This window comes from Salipiger sp. H15 (assembly GCF_040409955.1).
Taxonomy (GTDB): Bacteria; Pseudomonadota; Alphaproteobacteria; order Rhodobacterales; family Rhodobacteraceae; genus Salipiger.
Genome location: NZ_CP123385.1, coordinates 287,835 through 307,784, shown reverse-complemented (window position 1 = coordinate 307,784; position 19,950 = coordinate 287,835). Strand labels below are relative to the sequence as shown.

Sequence of the window (19,950 nt, the reverse complement as noted above, 5' to 3'; positions counted from 1 at the left end):
CCGACAGCCGCGGAAGCGGGACGTGGACGCGGAAGGTGAAAAAGGTATTGCCAGATTGGCATCGAGTGTTAAGAATTTGAGGTGCGCCTTGCCTGTTTTTTGGGCACGGGGCCCTCGGCCTCGCCGCGCTTTGTAGTGTACGATTTTCATAGTTTTTCATTCAACCCAGCTTCTTTCTTACAAATCGGCGGCCAAGAATTGGCGCGGCCCCTCTCAGAAACATCCTGATCACTGGCAGCCTCCGACCCCTGGAGACGCCTCCGCTTTGTCCTGTGCGCCGGCTTCCGGCGTATTGGTCAATTCCCGTATTCCCGGTCCCTGACCGGCCGATATCTCACGCCCGCCTGGTAATTGCGCCGCAGGGCGAATTCATTTGTGCGCCTCGGCGCGAAGTTCATTTCCGGGCCCCGGGCGGCCCGTGTCTTGTCGTGGGAGAGTTAGATGCCGATCGAAACCATTTTCATCCAAGGCGAGGATTTCGTGCTCGACGTGGTCGGCGAGGCGACCCCCGCGAACCTCATCCGCACGCGCAGCAGCAACGTCGAGGTCACCGGCGCCGCCAACACCGGCGCGCCGAGCTACGACGCCTACGGGCTGCGCCCCGGCTATACCGGCAGCGGCGACCTGGATGACTGGGGCTATCTCGACATCAACGGCAGCGACACCGGCGCCCAGGCCTCGACCAGCTTCACCGCCGAGGCCGGCACCTACGAGATCACCCTGCGCCTGTCGAACGGCGGCAACGATCCCCGGCCGATCTCGCTCACCGTCGACGGGGTGAGCTACGTGATCGAAGACACCGACACCGGCGCCTTCTACGGCTGGGAGACCCGCACGGTCACCATCACCCTCGCCAGCGGCGGCGAGCACGCGCTCGTCGTCAACCAGGACAGCGCCGCCGGGGCGCCGAACATCGACGCCATCGCCATCCACGACGTCGGCGTGGTGCCGAACTTCTCGCTGCCGACCTTCGAGAGCGAGGCAAGCCTGACGGTCGTCGAGAACGAGACCGCGGTCGGCTCGGTGCTGGCCAGCGACATCGCCAACGACACTTCGGCCGACGCGCCCGCGCGCGAGGCGATGACCTACGCGATCACCGGCGGTGCCGACGCGGCCGCCTTCGAGATCGACCCCGCGACCGGCGCGCTGCGCCTGCTCTCCCCGGCCGAATCCGCCACCCAGCCGAGCTACGCGCTCCTCGTCTCCGCCACCGATCCCGAGGGCGGCACCACCGAGCAGGCGGTCACCGTCACGGTCATCGCGCCCTTCGCGCCGGTCTATCTCGGCGTCGAGGCGCTCGAGATCGTCGACGCGGGCGGCACGTCGCTCAAGCGCACCGAGCTTTCCAACCCCGAGGACGGCGCGGTCTTCTCGGGGGCGGGGGACAACACCGGCCCCGAGAGCGAGGGCAACGAGTTCGACGAGTTCGGCCTGCGCCACGACTACAGCGGCAGCGGCTACATTGACATCAACGGCAGCGCCGGGCCCAAGATCGCCTTCTCCTTCGACGCGCCCGCCGGCACCTACGAGATCACCCTGCGCTATGCCAACGGCTCCACGGCGCTGCGCCCGCTCTCGGTCGAGGTCGACGGTGCCGGCGCCGGCACGCTGGCCGACAGCCGCACCGGCGGGTGGAGCACCTGGGGCACGCAGAGCTTCACCGTCACCGTGGGCGATGGCACGCACCAGGTGGTGCTGATCCAGGACGCGGCCTCGGTCGCGCCCAACATCGACGCGGTCGCCGTCGCGCTGCCGGGCACGGCGGTCAGCTTCGCCGCGCCCGAGATCCTGAGCGCCGCGGGCTTCGAGATCGCCGAGAATTCGACCGAGATCGGGCAGGTGCTGGCGGATGACCGCGAGCTTGCCGATCTTGCGCCCGACGTGTTGAGCTACCAGCTTTCCGGCCCCGACGCGGACAAGGTCTCGATCAGCACCTCGGGTCTCCTGACGCTGAACGCCCCGGCGGACTTCGAGCTCGCAAGTGATGCCGATCTCGACGGCGTCTTCGAGGTGACGGTCGAGGTCTCGGACGGTGTGCGCAGCGTGACGCAGGATCTCTCGATCACCGTCACCGACGTCGAGCCGGAACTGCCCTCGCCGAGCATCGCGCCGATCGTGCTGCAAAGCGAGAGCGGGGTGATCCCCGAGGGCGCGGCAACCTTCCATCGCGTGCAGAACGACGTCACGACCGCCGAGACCGGCAGCGACGGCCCGATCGACGCCTACAGCCTGCGTGTGGGCTACAGCGGCTTCGGCTACACCGACTTCGGCGGCGACGGGGCGGATGGCGACGAAACCATCACCTGGACCGTGACCGTGGCCGAGGCCGGGCTCTACGACCTGCATATCCGCTACGCCTCGGTGGACGCGGCCGCGACAGACCGGCCGCTGGCGGTGCTGGTCAACGGCACTGATGCGGTGGGCGGCGTCCTCGGCTTCCCCGAGCGCAGCGGCTTTGCCAACTGGGCCGTGCGCGCGCCGGTGCAGATCGCGCTCGAGGCGGGCGAGAACAGCCTGACTCTGGCGATCCCCGCGGGCTTCAGCAACGGACCCAACATCGACGCCATCGCGATCACCAGCACGGGCGAGGCGGCGGTCTTCCCGCCGGTCAACTCCGCGCCCGAATTCGACGGGACGGCGGGCGACGTGACGATGGCCGAGAACGCCACCGAGGTCGCGACCGGCCTCACCGCCGCGGATGGCGAGGGCGACGCGCTCAGCTACGAGCTGACCGGCGACGATGCCGCGGCCTTCGTGTTCGACGAGGCCACCGGCACGCTCAGCTTTGCCAGCGCCCCCGATTTCGAGGCCCCGGCGGACCTTGACGGCGACAACGTCTACGAGGTCACGCTGAGCACCAGCGACGGCGTGCTCGTCACCTCGCAGGACATCTCGGTCACCGTCACCGACGTGATCGAGGCGACGCAGCCCAATTCCATCGCGCTGAGCGCGAGCGCGGTGGCCGAGAACGCCGCGGGTGCAGTGATCGGCACGCTCTCGGCGGTCGATCCGGACGGCGACAGCGCCGCGATCACCTTCAGCGTCGATCCGGCCTCGGACTTCGAGGTCGTCGGCGGCGCGCTGAAGCTCAAGGACGGGGAGTCGCTCGATTTCGAGACCACGCCGAGCGTGCAGGTGGCGGTCACCGCCACCGATGCCGCGAACGAGTCCACCACCACGACGCTCACCATCACCACGCTCGACGTCGACGAGGCGCCCTCGCTGCCGCAGATCACCTCGCTGAGCGTCGGCTCAGGCGTCGCGGGCGCGATCATCGGCACGGTCTCGGCGGTCGATCCCGAGGGCACGGCGGTCTCGTTCAGCGTCGATGATCCGCGCTTCCAGATCGACGGCGACGACCAGCTGACCCTGCTGGCCAACCAGAGCCTCGACTTCGCCACCGAGCCCACGGTCGAGGTGGTGGTCACCGCCTTCGACGAGACCGGCCAGCAGTCCAGCCAGACCTTCGTCATCGCCGTCACCGATCCCGGCGCAACCTTCGAGCCCATCGTCATCGAGGCCGAGGACGAGACCCTCGCGCAGCTCACCATCCTCGATGTGGACGCGAACACCAACGACACGCAGATCCGCGATGCCGACAACCCCGAGAGCAACGTCAACCTCGTCAACGGGTTGCGGCCGGACTTCAGCGGCACCGGCTACCTCGACTTCGGCGACACGCCCGGCGATGCGGTCACCTTCACCGTGACCGTCGCCGCCGGCGGCAGCTATGACCTGAACGTGCGCTACGCCTCGAACGGCGCGCGCCCGCTCGACCTGTCGGTGAATGGCGGCGGGGCGGTGTCGCTGCCCTTCGTCACCACCGATCCCGACGGCTCCGGCGCCGAGGAGGGCTTCGACCACTGGCTCTTCCAGACCACCACCGTGACGCTGGTCGCGGGCGACAACACGCTTGCGCTGGCGATCCCGGCGGGGGCCACCTCGGGCCCCAACGTCGACCGGATCGAGATCACCGAGGCCGGAACCGGCCCGATCCCCGAGCCCGACACCACCGCCGACGAGGGCAATGACCTCGCCGCCGCGCCCGAGGCGTCGACCATCGACCCCGCCGCGCTCGGCGCGGTCGAGTTCGCGCTCGCCGGCGTCGATCCCGACATCGTGCTCTTAGAGGTCTCGACCGACGGCGGCGCCAGCTTCGCGCCGATCGTGCCCTCGGGCGGCACTGTCACGCTCGACCTCTCGGCCTTTGCCGCCGAGACCTCGCTGGCGCTGGTCTTCCGGGTGACCGACGGGACCGGGAACACCGCCGAGACCTCGGCGTTGATCGCCATCGGCGACGCGCCCGAGGCCTTCTCGACCACGATCCAGCTCGAGAACCGCGACGGCTCGATCCTCATCCTCGACGACACCGGCACGGGCGAGGGCGACCCGCTCTCGACCCAGGTCCGCGACGCCTCGAACCCCGAGGGCGTCACCGCCGACCGGCCCGAGGGCATCTGGTCGAACTACACCGGCACCGGCTATCTCGACATGGGTGGCGACATCGGAGACGCGGTGCAGTTCGACGTGAGCGTCCCCGAGGCGGGCACCTACACGATGAGCTTCCGCTACGCCAACGGCTCGCCCACCACCCCCGACCGCCCGATGGAGATGCAGGTCAACGGCCAGACGGTGATCGTGCCCTTCGGCATGACCCCCGACTGGGACGTCTGGCTCGACGTCGAGGTCGAGGTGACTCTGGCGGCGGGCGCCAACACCGTGACGCTGGCCAACACCGTCGCGAACGGGCCCAACATCGACAGCGTGACGATCTTCAACGACGTGACGCCGCCGCCGACGCCCTCCGAGCCGGGCGTGCGCGAGACCATCCGCATCAACTTCCAGGACGGCAGCACGCCGGTCGATCCCGACTACCTCGTCGGCAACTTCACCGACTATGGGCTGCAGTCGAACGGGCTGACCTACGGCTTCGTCACCGAGGCCTCGGCGCTCGATGCCGACGGCACCACCAACACGCCCACCGGCTCGGCCTACCCGGCGATCGCGGTCAACGTGCGCACCGGCACCGGCACGCTGCCCGACGACGGCACGCTTCCGGCCGACAAGCTCAGCGTGAACTTCAACGCCATGGACCCGCGCCTGACCGGCTACGCGCATTTCGACCTCGAGGGCACCTTCCCGGGCCGCACCGCCTGGGAGATCGAGCTCGACAACGGCTGGTACGAGGTGACGGTCTCGGTCGGCGATACCGGCGGCGCCAACGACAGCCACAACCGGCTCTTCATCGAGGGGGCGCTGGCGACGGAATGGACCAGCACCTCGGCCTTCAAGACCGAGCTGCTGACCACGCTGGCGCATGTGCAGGACGGGCACCTGACGCTCTCGGCGCAGGGCGGGACGATCACCGAGATGCAGTATCTCGAGATCCGCGCGCTGCCCGACCTCACCCCGGAGGACGGCAACGAGGCGCCGGACGACTATGCCTTCTTCATCAACCCGCGCGCGGTCTCGACCGGCGGTGAGGTGGACCTCGGCATCCACGGCGGCGATCTGCCCACCGACATCGACCCGACCTCCGACATTGTGCTGGGCGTGAGCGTGGTGGACGGGCGCGGCGGCGTGCTGCTCGAAAGCCTAGAGGACGGCTCGATCCGCATCTACGAGACGCTGACCGGGCAGGAGGTGGCCTACAACGCCAACACCACCGGCGGTTTCGACTCCGTCACCATCGCCCCGGTGACCGACCTCAAGCCCTACACCAGCTACACCGTGGTCATCGACGGCTTCCGCGACCGCGGCGACAACGACGACAGCGCGGCGCTGACCCGTGAGTTCCAGAAGTTCACCACCACCTTCACCACCGGCGCCGCGCCGCTGGTCGAGGCGCGCGAGGTGGCCTTCAGCGACACGGTCGAGGTCAATTCGAACCCGATGCAGGGCGAGAGCTACACCTCGATCGAGATGTCGCCCGACAAGCAGTTCCTCTATGTCACCTCGATCACCGGCTCGATCACCCGCTGGGCGGTGAATGCCGACGGCTCGCTGGATCAGGCCAGCAAGGAGGTCTGGTTCCCCGGCGGCGACTTCGTCGTGCCGGGCGAGGGCACCCGCGGGATCATCGGCATCGCCTTCGACCCCGAGGACGAGAACACCATCTGGATCTCGGACAACTACCCGATCCCGCTCAACGGCCGGTCGAACGCGGTGCCGGACTTCTCGGGCCGCATCTCGAAGGTGACGCTCGGCGACGGCGGCTCGCTCGAGGACGCGACCATCGAGACCTACATCACCGGCCTGCCGCGCTCGAACGGCGACCACGTGACCAACAGCCTCGAGTTCCGGCTCAACCCCGACTTCGTCGAGGGCGGCGACGCGCCGCAATACCTGCTCTACCTCACGCAGGGCTCGAACTCGGCCATGGGCGCGCCGGACTCGGCCTGGGGCAACCGCCCCGAGCGGCTGCTCAACGCCGCCATCCTCGAGATCGACCGCTCGCGCGAGGCCCCGGAAGGCGGCTTCGACGTCTCGACCGAGCCGCTGCCGGCGGACGGGCAGAACCGGCGCTACGCCGACACGGACAATGACCTCAAGAACGGCGGCATCGCGATCACCGACGGCATCTATGTCGGCAACTACCTGCATTTCGACGAGAACGGCGTGGCCGAGGTGCGCACCGGCGAGGATGCCTCGTCCGAGCTGATCGTACGCTACTACGACCCCTTCGCCGAGGATGCGGTGCTCAGCATCTTCGCCGAGGGCAACCGCAACGGCTATGACCTCGTCTGGCACAGCAACGGCTATCTCTACGTGCCGACCAACGGCTCTGCGGCGGGCGGCAACGTGCCCGACGATCCCTCGACGCCCGAGAACGAGGCGATCACCAACGTCGGGCTGCAGGCCGACTACCTCTTCCGCATGGTCGAGGGCGGCTATTACGGCCACCCGAACCCGCTGCGCGACAAGTACATCCTCAACGGCGCCAACCCGACCAGCGGCACCGATCCGAACCAGGTCGGCAACTACCCGGTCGGCACGGATCCCGATCCCGACTACGACCTCGAAGGCGCCTACAACCTCGGCAACAACCGTTCGCCCAACGGCGCCATCGAGTACATGAGCGGCGTCTTCGGCACCTCGCTGCAGCACGCGGTGATCTTCACCCAGTACTCCTCGGGCGACAACCTGCGGGCGGTGCTGCTCAACGAGGACGGCACCCCGGCGGCGGATTTCATCCTCACCGACCTCGACGGCAACGAGATCAACTACGTCGACCCGCTCGACGTGATCGAGGGCGCCGACGGGCGGCTCTACATGCTCACGCTCAACCGCGCCAACGGCGTCAGCCAGATCATCCGGCTCGACGCGGCGCCGGGCGGGGCGATCGAGGACACCACCGCCGACGAGGGCGGCAATCTCGCGCTGCTGGTGGTCAGCGCCGCCGATCCGGCCAACGTGCTCTTCCAGGTGATCGGGCTCGACCCGGACATCCAGAGCCTGACGATCAGCTTCGACGGCGGCCCGGCGCAGGCGGTGAGCCTCGATGCGCAGAACCGCTTCAGCGTCGATCTCAGCGGCGGGACCGAGCAGGTCTCGGCCACGCTGCAGGTCTTCGACGACGACGGCAACACCGCCTCGACCAGCACGGCCTTCACCCCCGGCGACAGCGCCAGCGGCAATTTCATCGACGCCAGCGCCTTCACCGTGCTCGACACGGATGGCGGCACGCTGATCCGGTTGCTGAGCGATCCCGCCACACACGAGACGCCCGGTGGCACCTACGACGCCAACGGCGACGGCATGAACGACGGCTACGACGGCGCCGGCTATCTCGACATGAACGGCGGGGCCGAGGACAAGGCGTCCTTCGTCTACGACGCGCCGAGCGCGGGGTCCTACACGCTGAGCTTCCGCATGGCGAACGGCTCCGGCACGCCGCGGCCCGTCGCCATCCACGCGGGCATCCAGACCGTGCAGATCGCCTCGACCGACACCGGCAGCTTCGCCACCTGGCAGAGCTTCGAGATCACCCTCGACCTCGTCGAGGGGCCGAACACGGTGATCATCGAGCAGCTTGCCGCGGCGGGCGGGCCCAACATCGACAGCGTCGCCGTGGTGCCCAACCTGCCCACCGCGCCGAACGACGGCAGCGAGTCCGTCGGCGGCGTCACCTACACCAGGTACGAGGCGGAACACGCGGTGCTCGACGGCGCGGTGATCGCCACCGACGAGCGCAACCAGAGCGGCGGCGAGTTTGTCGACTTCGACGGCACCGGCACGCAGAGCATCACCTGGACGGTCTCGGTCACCGAGGCGGGCATCTACGGCATGGACATCCTCTATGCGCTCGCCACCACCAAGGCCGCGCGTCCCGCCTCGCTCTTCGTCAACGGCATCGACCAGGGCATCCTCGCCTTCGAGCCGAACAGCACCGCGGCCGAGAACGTCTGGGGCCCGCAGAGCGCGCAGGTCTCGCTTTCCGCCGGGCTCAACACGATCTCGATCAGCGTGCCCGACGCCAACGGCGCCAACATCGACTACCTGCGCGTCTCGCAGGCGCCGGTGGACAGCTTCGTACCCGCCTATGCCGCGATCGACGGCGAGGGGCGGATCGAGCTCGAGGCCACCGACGACACCACCCGCACGCTCGGCGCGACGCAGGTGGAGTTCTACTTCACCGTCGCGGCGGACGACACCTACGCGCTCGACCTCGCGGCCAACGCCGGGGCACCCGATGGCGCGGGCCTGACGGTCTATCTCAGCGCCAACGGCGCGCAGCCGGTCGAGATCGGCGACATCGGCTTCCCGGGGCAGGGCGACGCGGGCGAGACCACCGCCTATGTCGAACTGGCCGCAGGCGTGCAGTACAAGCTGACGGTGATCTCCGACGCCGCCGGGGCCAGCGCGCTCGACTATCTCGACGTGCGCCCGGCGCCGGGCAACGACAATGCCGACATCGAGATCCGCAGCAACGATCCGGCCTATTTCGACAACCGCCTGCACTTCTCGTGGATCGACGATCCCGACGCGGTGGCCGGCACCCCGCGCGACTACAAGGAGAGCGCCACCGTCACCATCTCGAACTCCGGCACCGAGCCGCTCGAGGTGCTCGAGGCGACGATCACCGGACCCTTCGAACTGGCCGATCCCGACGTCTTCTACGGGCTGACGCTGGCGGCGGGACAGTCGATCAACGTTCAGGTGCTCTTCGACCGCGCCGCCTATACCTCGGGCAGCGGCAACGTCAGCGGCGTCTTCAAGGGCGCGCTCGACATCCGCAGCAACGATGCCGACACCCCGGTCGCCACGGTCGACCTCGCGGGCTTCTGGCAGTCGCAGGACGAGGGCGGGCAGGAGCCCAACCTCAACGAGGTCTGGGAGGTCTTCGGCTTCGGCAACCGGATCGAGGGGCTGAGCTATTCCTCGGGCGGCGGCGGCAGCGTGCTGGACTTCTACGACCTCTACATCCCCTCGGACGAGACCGAGGTGCTGTCTCCCTACTGGCGGATCGCCGACGGGGTGACCGAGGCGCGGATCACGCAGATCGCGGCCTTCCACAGCCCCTCCGGGGCGGGGATCCGCTTCCACGCGCCGGGTGACAGCGGCATCGACGTCGGCATGACCACCCACATCAGCTCGAACAACCAGACGCTGCTGCCGCTGGCCAGCAGCAACAGCTTCGCGACGCGGGTGTTCACCGCGGCCGACATTCCCGATGGCTGGGCGGGCAACGATCTCTTCGGCATCGAGATCAACAACCAGTCGACCGACCCGCGGCTCAACCCGACCGGCGCCGGCACGCCGACGCAGGCCGACCTCGACGCGCGGTTCCCCGGCTACACGGTGGTGAACGGGCAGGTCTACGACCCCGAGGGCAACGAGGTCTCGGACGGCTACACCGTGCGGATGTACCAGGCCGTGGACGAGGATGGCGCGATCATCGAGAACGTCTTCCTCGGCGTGATGGACTACACGGGGATCAACTACGACTACAACGACAACATGTTCGTCATCGAGGGCGTCGCTCCGGTCTATTACGGCGCGGTTGCCACCATCGAGGGGCTCGACGATGCCGCGGCCGACGACCGGCTGGTCTTCTCGCGTATCGACAACCCCGCGAACGGCAACCAGGCCTTCCGCGACAGCGCGGTGATCACCATCACCAACGACGGCATCGCCGGGCTCAGCATCGACGATCTCGAGGTCACCGGGGCCTTCACCATCAGCGGCCTTGCCGAGGGGCAGGTGATCGCCCCCGGCGCCTCGGCGCAGCTGACCGTCACCTTCATCGGCATCGACCCCGCCGACGACAACCAGGCCACCGCCTACGAGGGCACGCTGACCATCGGCAGCTCTGCCGGGACCCGCGAGATCGCGCTCGCCGGTCTGGCGCAGATCCAGTCCGAGGGCGGCGAGGAGCCGACCGTGGCGCAGATCGTGCAGGCCTTCGGCTATTCGACCGACGTGGCGCAGGGGTTGCTCTCGAACGGCGGCATCGTCGAGACGGTGGGCGACGAGGTGCTGCTGCCCTACCTGCAGCGGCTCGACGACAGCCGGCCGATCGAGGTGATCCAGCTTGCCGCCTACCTCAGCGCGGGCACCAGCCGACTGAGCCTGCACGACGTCTCGAGCGGCGCGCTCACCGAGCTCTACGCGCAGGACGACAACCAGTACCAGACCCTCCTGCCGGACGGGCTGGTCGCGGGGCCGGGCGCGCAGCCGGGCGTGGCGCGGGCAAGCATCGACCGCGACGGGGCCTTCGGGCTCCGGGTCACGGTGGACGGCCAGCCGACCTACTCGGCCTGGAGCGATCCCGATGCCAACGTGGCGGATGACACCTACGGCATCACGCCGCCGAACGAGGGCCACTACATCCGCTTCTTCCAGGCGAAGGACGCCGCGGGCAACGTCATCGAGGGCACCTTCATCGGCATCCAGGATTACCCCGGCGGGTCGAACTTCGACTACAACGACCACATGTTCCTCGTGACCAACGTGCAGGGCTACGACCTCTCTGCCGCCGAGGACGCGAATGCCGACGGGATCAACGACGCGCTGCAGACCGACAGCGACGGCGACGGCACGCCGGACTTCTTCGACCAGGACAACACGCCGGCCCCGGTGCAGACGCCCTATCCGGGCCCCGCGGCGCCGGTGCTGGAAGACAGCCTGACCGTGCTCGCCGCGAATTTCGACAACGGCGGGCAGGACGTGTCGTGGAACGACGACCCGGGCCGCGACGGCTCGCACCCGCTGCGCGCCGACACCGATGTCGAGCTGGTCGGCTCGAGCAACGACATCGGCTACGTGCAGCCCGGCGAATGGGTCGAGTACACGATCGACGTGGCGCAGGCGGGCAGCTACGCGCTCAGCGTCAACGCCAAGACCCCGATCGGCGGCAACACGGTCACCGCGACGCTGGAGGACGGCACGCCGCTCGCCACCTTCGCGCTGCCCGACAGCAACGGCAGCTCGACCTCGTTCAACGGCACGGTCTTCGCCGCGACGGCGGCAACCACCGTCACGCTCGGGGCGGGGCTGCAGACGCTGCGCTTCACCTTCGACGGGGCGCCGGCGTCGAACGGCTACATCCTCGACTTCCGTTCCTTCACGCTCGAGCAGGTCACGGTTGATCCCGAACCGGGGGACACGGTCGCACCGCTCGTGGGGGCGGTGGTCGCGGCGGACATCACCGCCGCGGGCGGGGCAAGCGCCACGGTCACCATCACCTTCAGCGACGACGTGGCGCTCGACGCCTCGAGCTTCGGCACCGGCGACATCTCGGTGACCGGTCCGAACGGCGCGCTCCAGGTGACTGGCTTCAGCCTGAGCGCGGCGGGCAACGGCAGCCCGCGCAGCGTGACCTATACCCTCGCCGCGCCCGGCGGCAGCTGGGACAGCGCCGACAACGGCGCCTACACGGTCGCGCTGCTCGGAGGCCAGGTGACCGACACCAGCGGCAACCCGGTCGCGGCGAACGCCGCGCTGGCCAGCTTCAACGTCTCGGTGCCGGACACCCCGCCACCCGCCGGCGATCCGTTCCGCATCGAGGCCGAGACCCTCGACCTGCAGGGCTTCCAGGTGGTCAACAACGGCCAGGCCTCGGGCGACCGGTTCATCCAGGCCACGGGCAGCGGCACGCACGAGGCGGGCATGACCTTCGCCGCCGCGGCGGGCGCCTACGCGATCACCGTCGGGCACTTCGACGAATCCGACGGCCAGTCGGTGCTGAGCCTGCTGCGCAACGGCGAGGTGATGCAGAGCTTTGTCTGGAACAGGGACGCGGGCGGCGCCATCGCCGACGCCTCCTCCTTCTCCGAGTTCACCTTCGACGCGATCACCCTCGCGGCGGGGGACAGGGTCTCGGTCTCGGGCACGCCGAACGGTGGCGAGCCGCTGCGGGTCGACTACCTCGACTTCACGCCGACCTCGGGCGGCGGCGATCCCGAGGACCTGCAGGCGCCGACGGTCAGCGCGGCCAGCGCGGCCAGCATCGCCAGCGCCGGCGGCAGCTCGACCACGGTGACGGTCACCTATGCCGACAACGTGGCCATCGACGCCTCGAGCATAGGGGTGAACGACATCACCGTCAGCGGCCCGGGCGGCGCGCTGGTGGTGACCGGGGTGAGCCTCAGCGTCGGCAGCGACGGCACGCCGCGCAGCGCGACCTACACCGTGGCGGCTCCCGGCGGCAGCTGGGACACCGGCGACAACGGCACCTACACGGTTGCGCTTCTGGGCGGGCAGGTGGTCGACACCAGCGGCAACCCGGTGGCGGCGAACGTCGCGCTGACCAGCTTCAGCGTCGCGGTGCCGACCACGCCGCCGCCGACGGGCGATCCGTTCCGGGTCGAGGCCGAGGACCTCGCGCTCGAGGGCTTCCAGGTGAGCAACAATGCCCATGCCTCGGGCAGGCAGCTCATCCAGGCGACGGGGTCGGGGGCGCACGTCGCGTCGATGACCTTCGCCGAGACGGCGGGCACCTACGAGATCACCGTCGGGCATTTCGACGAATCCGACGGCAACGCGGTGCTCAGCCTGCTGGTCAACGGCGCGGTGCGCGAGACCTTCACCTGGAACAAGAACGCCGGGGACGCCATCGTCAACGCCTCGTCCTTCGCCGAGTACACCTTTGCCGGCGTGGCACTGTCGGCGGGCGACGTGGTGGCCTTTGCCGGCGCGCCGGACGGCGGCGAGCCGCTGCGGATCGACTACCTCGACTTCACGCCGACCTCGGGCGGCGGGCCGGTCGAGGATCTGCAGGCACCCACGGTGGCCTCGGCCAGCGCCGCGGGCATCGCCTCCGGCGGCGGCGTCTCGACCACGGTGACGGTCACCTATGCCGACAACGTGGCGGTGGACGCCTCGACCATCGGCACCGCCGACATCTCGGTCAGCGGCCCGGGCGGGGCGCTGACGGTGACCGGGGTGACGCTCGACATCGGAGGCGACGGCACGCCGCGAAGCGCAACCTATACGGTCGCAGCGCCGGGCGGCAGCTGGGATGCGGGCGACAACGGCAGCTACAGCGTCGCGCTGCTCGGCAACCAGGTCTTCGACACGAACGGCAATGCGGTTGCGGCGAACGGGGCGCTCACCGGCTTCACCGTCGCGGTCCCGGTCACGCCGCCGCCGGATGCCGAGCCGGTGCGGGTCGAGGCCGAGTCCATGGACCTCACCGGCCTGCAGGTGACGAACAACGGCCACGCCTCTGGGGGGCAGTTCGTCCAGGCGACCGGGTCGGGGGCGCATGTGGCAAGCTTCGGCTTCACCGCGGCGTCGGGGGTCTACACCCTCAAGCTCGGCTACTACGACGAGTCCGACGGGCAGTCGCAGCTTTCGGTGTTGCTCAACGGCGAGGTGATCGACGACTTCATCTGGGACGCGGATGCCGGGGCGGCGATCGTCAACGCCACCTCCTATGCCGAGCGCGAGATCACCGGGATCGCGATCGAGACCGGCGACGTGCTGGAACTGTCGGGCACCCCGAACGCCGGCGAGCCACTGCGCATCGACTTCCTGGAGTATGTCTACATCGACGAGCTTCTCGCGGTCTGACCGCGCGCGGCCCGCAAGCCCAAGCGCCACCCGCCCGGAGAAGTCCGGGCGGGTGGTTCGTCTTTCGGGGGTCATGGCGCCAGGCGAAAATGCCTGTCCCCGCGGGGACAGCATCAAGCGGGGACGCGCCGCTACCGCGGCCGCAGCCCGTCGAGGAACACGTCGAGCAGCACGCCCGAGCGCTCGGGGTCGGCGCCGGGCCCGTAGTTGAGGCCGAGCAGCACGCGCAGCAGGTCTTCGGCGGTCACGTCCTCGCGCAACCGGCCGGCCGCGACGGCGCGCGCGTGCAGTGCCGCCACCGCGCCGCGCAGGCGCTGGGACTGCTCGCCGAAGAAGGTCGAGTCGGGCTCGAACACCGGCGAAAGCGCCGCGACCATGCCCTTCTTGGTGGCCATGAGCCGCAAGGCGCCGCGCATCCACTCCTCGAGCTCGTCCTCCTTGGCGCGGCGTTCGAGCGTCTCGACTTCGCGCGCATAGACCGCCTGGAACAGCGCCTCGCGAGACGGGAAGTGCCGGTAAAGCGTGCCGATTCCGACGCCGGCCTCGCGCGCCACCGCCTCGAGGCTGCCGCCTTCCTCGCGGAATACCTCGCGCGCCGCGTCCAGCAGCCGCTCGCGGTTGCGCAGCGTGTCGGCCCGCGGCTTCCTCGCCTTCGGCTTTTCCTGGCCTATTTCGCTTTCCATAGGTCAACCCACTTGAAAACGGAGGGTGCCTCCGTATTTAATCATCCACGGCCGGGTCTTCCGGCTTCCCAACCAGCTTATTGCAAGAGAGGGAAAGATGACACCGACACTCAATCTCACAATAAACGGAGTGCCGCAGCAGATCGCCCTCGACGATCCGCGCGCCACGCTGCTCGACGTGCTGCGCGAGCGGATCGGCCTCACCGGCACCAAGAAGGGCTGCGACCGCGGCCAGTGCGGCGCCTGCACGGTGCTGATCGACGGGCGGCGGATGAACTCCTGCCTCGCGCTGGCGCTCTCCCATGACGGCGCCGAGATCACCACCATCGAGGGCCTCGCCCGCGGCGAGACGCTGCACCCGGTGCAGGCCGCCTTCATCGCCCATGACGGCTTCCAGTGCGGCTACTGCACGCCGGGCCAGATCATGTCCGCCGTCGGGCTCATCGCCGAGGGCGAGGCCGGGCTCGACCCCGAGCGGGTGCGCGAGGGGATGAGCGGCAACCTCTGCCGCTGCGCCGCCTATGCCGGGATCACCGAGGCCGTGCTCGAGGCCACCCGCGAGATCGCGGCGGGAACCGGGGAAAGGGAAACCGCATGAACCGCTTCGACTACATCCGGGCCGAGACGCTCGGCGCCGCCGTCGGGGCGGAGGGGGCCTTCCTTGCCGGGGGCACCAACCTGCTCGACCTGATGAAGATCGGCGTCGCGACGCCGGAGCGTCTTGTCGACATCTCGCATCTGCCGCTCGACCGGATCGAGGAAAGCGGCGGCGGGCTGCGCATCGGCGCCATGGTGCGCAATTCCGACATCGCGCGCGATGCGCAGGTGCTGGCGCGCTATCCCGCGCTGGCCGAGGCGCTGCTCTCGGGGGCCTCGGCGCAGCTGCGCAACGCTGCGACCACCGGCGGCAACGTCATGCAGGCCACCCGCTGCAGCTACTTCCAGGACCCGCTTTCCCCCTGCAACCGGCGCGAGCCGGGCAGCGGCTGCGGCGCGCTTGGCGGCGTGACGCGGAACCACGCGGTGCTCGGCTGGACCGAGGGCTGCATCGCCGTGCACCCGTCGGACATGTGCGTGGCGCTCGCCGCCTATGACGCGGTGGTCGAGATCACCGGGCCGGGCGGGCTGCGCGAGGTGGCGATGGAGGAGTTCCACCCGCTGCCCGATGCCGAAGGGGCCGGAACGCCGCCGCTCATGCCGGGCGAGATCATCACCCACATCCGCCTTCCCGATCCCGGGCCGCTGGCGCGCCATGCGCGCTACGTGAAGCTGCGCGAGCGCACCTCCTTCGCCTTCGCCATCGTCTCGGCCGCCGCTGCGCTGGCGATCGAGGACGGCACCATCACCGAGGCCCGGCTGGCGCTCGGCGGTGTCGCCGCGCGCCCGTGGCGCTGCCGCAAGGCCGAGGCGGCGCTGAAGGGTCTGCCCGCCACGCCCGAGAACCTTGCCCGCGCCGCCGAGCTTGCCACCGAGGGCGCGCGCCCCTCGGGCGACAACGCCGCCAAGATCCCCCTCGCGCAGCGCATTGCCCTGCGCGCGCTGGACCGCGCCGCCGCCGGCACGCCGGACCGGCTGCCCGCGCTTCCCGCCTCCGTCTTTGCAGGAGATGACAATGGATGACCTGATGAACATGCAGGGGCAGGGCCACGTCCGCCTCGGCTCGAGCGCCGGGCAGGCGCTGACACGGCGCGACGGGGTCCTCAAGGTGACCGGCGCCGCCACCTATGCCGCCGACAACCGCCCCGAGGGGCTGCTGCACGCGGTGCTCGCCACCGCAGGCATCGCCAGGGGACGGGTCACGCATCTCGACGTGGCGGCGGCCGAGGCGCATCCGGGCGTGGTCAAGGTCTACACCCATGCCAACGCGCCGAAGCTCGCGATCAGCCCGGACGAGAAGATCCACTTCTTCGTCTGGCGGATGGAGACGCTGACCGACGACCGGGTGCGCTATGCCGGGCAGCCGGTGGCGCTGGTGCTGGCCGAGACGCTCGAGGCGGCGACCGAGGGCGCGCGGCTGCTCGCCCCGCGCTACGAGGCCGAGACCCACAGGGTGACGCTCGACGATGCCGAGCCCTTCGAGACCGACACCACGGTCTTTGGCAGGCCCGCGATGCACAGCTCGGGCGACGTCGATGCGGCGCGCGCGGGGGCGGCGCATCACGTCAGCGCCACGGTCGAGACCTCGCAACAGTACCACAACGCCATCGAGCCCCACGCCATCACCGCCCGCTGGGACGGCGACCGGCTGGAGCTCGACACGCCCAACCAGGCGATCGGCCTCTCGAAGCAGACCTTCGCCGCCTTCCTCGGGATCGACCCGTCGCAGATCCTGCTGCGCAGCCCGTTCATCGGCGGCGGCTTCGGGTCCAAGGCGATCCTCTACGGCGGGCAGCTGCTGGCGATCCTCGCCGCGCGCGAGCTTGGCCGCCCGGTGAAGCTGGTGCTGCGGCGCGACCAGATGTACGGGCCGGTCGGGCACCGCGCGCCGACCCGGCAGGCGCTGCAGATCGACCTCGACGAGGGCGGCAACATCTCCGCGCTCGAACATGACACGGTGACGCTGACCTCGAGCTTCGACCAGTTCCTCGAGAGCGCGTCCAACGCCTCGCACAGCCTCTATGCCGCGCCGAACCTGCGCACCTCGCACCACGGGCGGCGGGCGGATGTGGGCACGCCGGGGCCGATGCGCGCACCGGGCGAGGCGCCGGGCTCGGCCGCGCTCGAGATCGCCATGGACGCGGCGGCGCGGGCCGCCGGCATGGACCCGCTGGAGTTCCGCCTGAGGAACTACGCCGAGCACGATCCCTCGACCGGGCAGGTGTTTTCCTCGAAGGGCCTGCGCGAGTGCTACGCCGAGGCCGCGAAGCTCTTCGGCTGGGCGGGCCGCCCCGCCGAGCCGCGCAGCCTGCGCGAGGGGCGGCTGCTGAAGGGCTGGGGCATGGGCACGGCGCAGTTTCCCTGCCCGATGTTCCAGGCCGCGGCCCATGCCTCGCTGCGCGCCGACGGCACCGCGGTGGTCGAGACCTCGGCCGCCGATATGGGGCAGGGGGCATGGACCGCGCTGGCGCAGATCGCCGCCGACGGGTTGGGCATCGACATCGACAAGGTCGAGTTCCGCTCGGGCCATTCCGATCTGCCCGACGCGGGTGTCGCGGGCGGCTCTGGCCACACCGCCACTGCCGGCACGGCGCTCTTCAACGCCGGCGCGGACGCGGTGCGGCAGCTGGCCGACCTTGCCACCAAGGATCCCGCCTCGCCGCTCTTCGGCGCGGGCAATGCCGGGGTCACGGCGCGCGCAGGACGGCTCTGGCGCAACGACGACGAGCGGTCCGAGGCCTACGAGGACATCCTCGCGCGGGCCGGGCTCGAGCTCATCCGCGGCGAGGGCAAGGGTGCGCGCGAGGGCGAGCCGGAGCGGGCGATGTTCTCGCACGGGGCGGTGTTCGCCGAGGTGCTGGTCGATCCCGATCTCGGGCAGGTGCGGGTCAGCCGCCTGATCGGCGCCTTCGCGGCGGGGCGGATCGTCAACCCGCGGCTGGCGCGCAGCCAGCTGCTGGGCGGGATGATCTGGGGCATCGGCATGGCGCTGCAGGAAGAGGCGGTGCATGACGTGCGCAGCGGGCGGCTGACCAATGCCGACCTTGCGGGCTACCACGTGCCGGTCAATGCCGACGTGCCGATGATCGAGGCGCTGACCGTGCACGAGGACGACCCCTACGTGAACGCGCTCGGCATCAAGGGCGTCGGCGAGATCGGCGTCACCGGCACCGTCGGGGCCATCGGCAACGCGGTCTGGCACGCCACCGGCATCCAGCCGACGCGCTTCCCGATCCACCCCGAGAGCCTGATCTGACGGGCACACCCCGGCGCGTCCTCGCGGCGCGCCGGGGCGCAGGCTTGCCCTGCGGAAGGACGCGGAGGATAGTGGCAGCGACCGTTCCGACCGGAGCCCGCCCCGCCGCATGACCCTTGCCGCATGACCTTCCCGAAACGCCTGCCCGATGACCGGCCCTTCGTGCGTGCCACCGCGCTCGCCCCGGTGCTGCGCCATTTCGAGGGGCGCGAGGCAGAACTGGCGGAGATCCTCGCGGCCGAGGGGTTGGCGGCGGGCGCGCTGCGCGATCCCTACGAGGAAATCCCCCTCGCCGCCTACCTGCGCCTTTTCGAGGCCGCCGCCCGCGCCGCGCATGACCCGGTGCTGGGGGCGCGGCTCGGCCGGGCGATCACCCCCGCCGACCTCGGACCCACGGGCCTCTTGCTGGCGCAGTCGGCGACGCTGCGGCTGGGGATCACCCGGTTCCTCGGCGCGCTCGCGGCGCTGCAGAGCGCCACCGAGATGACCTTCACCGAGCAGCCGGACGAGACCGGCTGGCTCGGCATCAGCTACCAGATCCGCGGCGCGGCCAAGGCCTCCGGCGCGCAGGATGCCGAGTTCTCGCTCTCGTCGCTCTGCCAGTTGCTGCGCCAGTGCTTCGACCGGGGCTGGTCCCCCGCCGAGGTGCATTTCGCCCATGCCCATTCACGCCGGCCCGACCTGCTGGAACGGCTCTTCGGCGCGCCGGTGCGCTTCGAGCAGAGCGCCAACCGGGTGCTCTTCGGCGAGGAGGGGCTCGACACGCCGCGCCGGACCGAGGATGCCGGGCTGATCGCGGTGATCGAGCGGCATGTCTCGGACCTCGTGCGCGCGCAGGATCCCGAGATGAGCGTCTCGGACCGGGTGCAGCTGGTGGTCAGCCGCAACCTCGGGCGCGCGCCGGTGGACCTTGGTGCCATCGCCGCCGCGCTCGGCATGGCGCCGCGCAGCCTGCAGCGCCACCTCGCGCAGGAGGGCACCTCGCTGCGCGCGCTGGTGCAGGCCGAGCGCCGGCAGATCGCCGAGGCGCAGCTGGCCCGGCCCGGCACGCGGCTGAAGGCGGTGGCGGCGACGCTCGGCTATTCCGACGAGACGGTGTTCTGGCGCGCCTGGCGCAGCTGGACCGGAGAGGCGCCCTCGCGCAGCCGGGACTAGGCGACTCACCCCGTGCGGGACCGGGCGGGCTTTGCGCCCTGCGGGCGCGGTGCCCTTCGGGTGCGACAAAATGCCCGCCAAACATGCAAATCGAAGACAGCTTCGCGGCGAGACCGGGCTATTCGGCGCCTTCGGACCGCCCCAATCGGCATTTTGCGGCGTAGTTGGCGCAAATTATCGAATTTATGGCGCATCTCGCAATAGATGCACCCGCCGCCTCTCTTCAGCCTTTGGGAAACCGCG

The 19,950-nt window shown here is 70.0% G+C and carries 6 protein-coding genes; 5 read left to right on the top strand and 1 reads right to left on the bottom strand.

Annotation, left to right across the window (positions count from 1 at the left end; all coding sequences use genetic code 11):
* The first annotated feature begins 441 nt into the window (after positions 1 to 441).
* Positions 442 to 14,016, top strand: coding sequence for a CBM35 domain-containing protein (locus tag PVT71_RS15720; protein WP_353475011.1), 13,575 nt, complete (start codon positions 442 to 444; stop codon positions 14,014 to 14,016).
* A gap of 131 nt (positions 14,017 to 14,147) precedes the next feature.
* Here the strand turns inward: PVT71_RS15720 and PVT71_RS15715 are convergent, their stop codons facing one another.
* On the bottom strand, positions 14,148 to 14,699 hold the full coding sequence (locus PVT71_RS15715; RefSeq protein ID WP_353475010.1) for a helix-turn-helix domain-containing protein: 552 nt from the start codon (positions 14,697 to 14,699) through the stop codon (positions 14,148 to 14,150).
* Positions 14,700 to 14,796: 97 nt separating this feature from the next.
* Between PVT71_RS15715 and PVT71_RS15710 the strand changes: the two genes are divergently transcribed.
* The 4 genes from PVT71_RS15710 to PVT71_RS15695 all read left to right on the top strand — a co-directional run bounded on the left by PVT71_RS15710 (position 14,797) and on the right by PVT71_RS15695 (position 19,707).
* Positions 14,797 to 15,297 carry a (2Fe-2S)-binding protein gene (locus tag PVT71_RS15710; protein ID WP_353475009.1) on the top strand — a complete coding sequence of 167 codons (501 nt, stop codon included), beginning with the start codon at positions 14,797 to 14,799 and terminating at the stop codon, positions 15,295 to 15,297.
* Positions 15,294 to 16,319, top strand: coding sequence for a xanthine dehydrogenase family protein subunit M (locus tag PVT71_RS15705; protein WP_353475008.1), 1,026 nt, complete (start codon positions 15,294 to 15,296; stop codon positions 16,317 to 16,319). The genes PVT71_RS15710 and PVT71_RS15705 overlap by 4 nt, the downstream gene beginning before the upstream one ends.
* The gene (locus PVT71_RS15700; RefSeq protein WP_353475007.1) at positions 16,312 to 18,552 is read left to right on the top strand and encodes a xanthine dehydrogenase family protein molybdopterin-binding subunit; all 2,241 of its coding nucleotides are present in this window, start codon (positions 16,312 to 16,314) and stop codon (positions 18,550 to 18,552) included. The genes PVT71_RS15705 and PVT71_RS15700 overlap by 8 nt, the downstream gene beginning before the upstream one ends.
* A 123-nt stretch (positions 18,553 to 18,675) precedes the next feature.
* Positions 18,676 to 19,707 carry an AraC family transcriptional regulator gene (locus PVT71_RS15695; protein WP_353475006.1) on the top strand — a complete coding sequence of 344 codons (1,032 nt, stop codon included), beginning with the start codon at positions 18,676 to 18,678 and terminating at the stop codon, positions 19,705 to 19,707.
* The last annotated feature ends 243 nt before the right edge of the window (positions 19,708 to 19,950 follow it).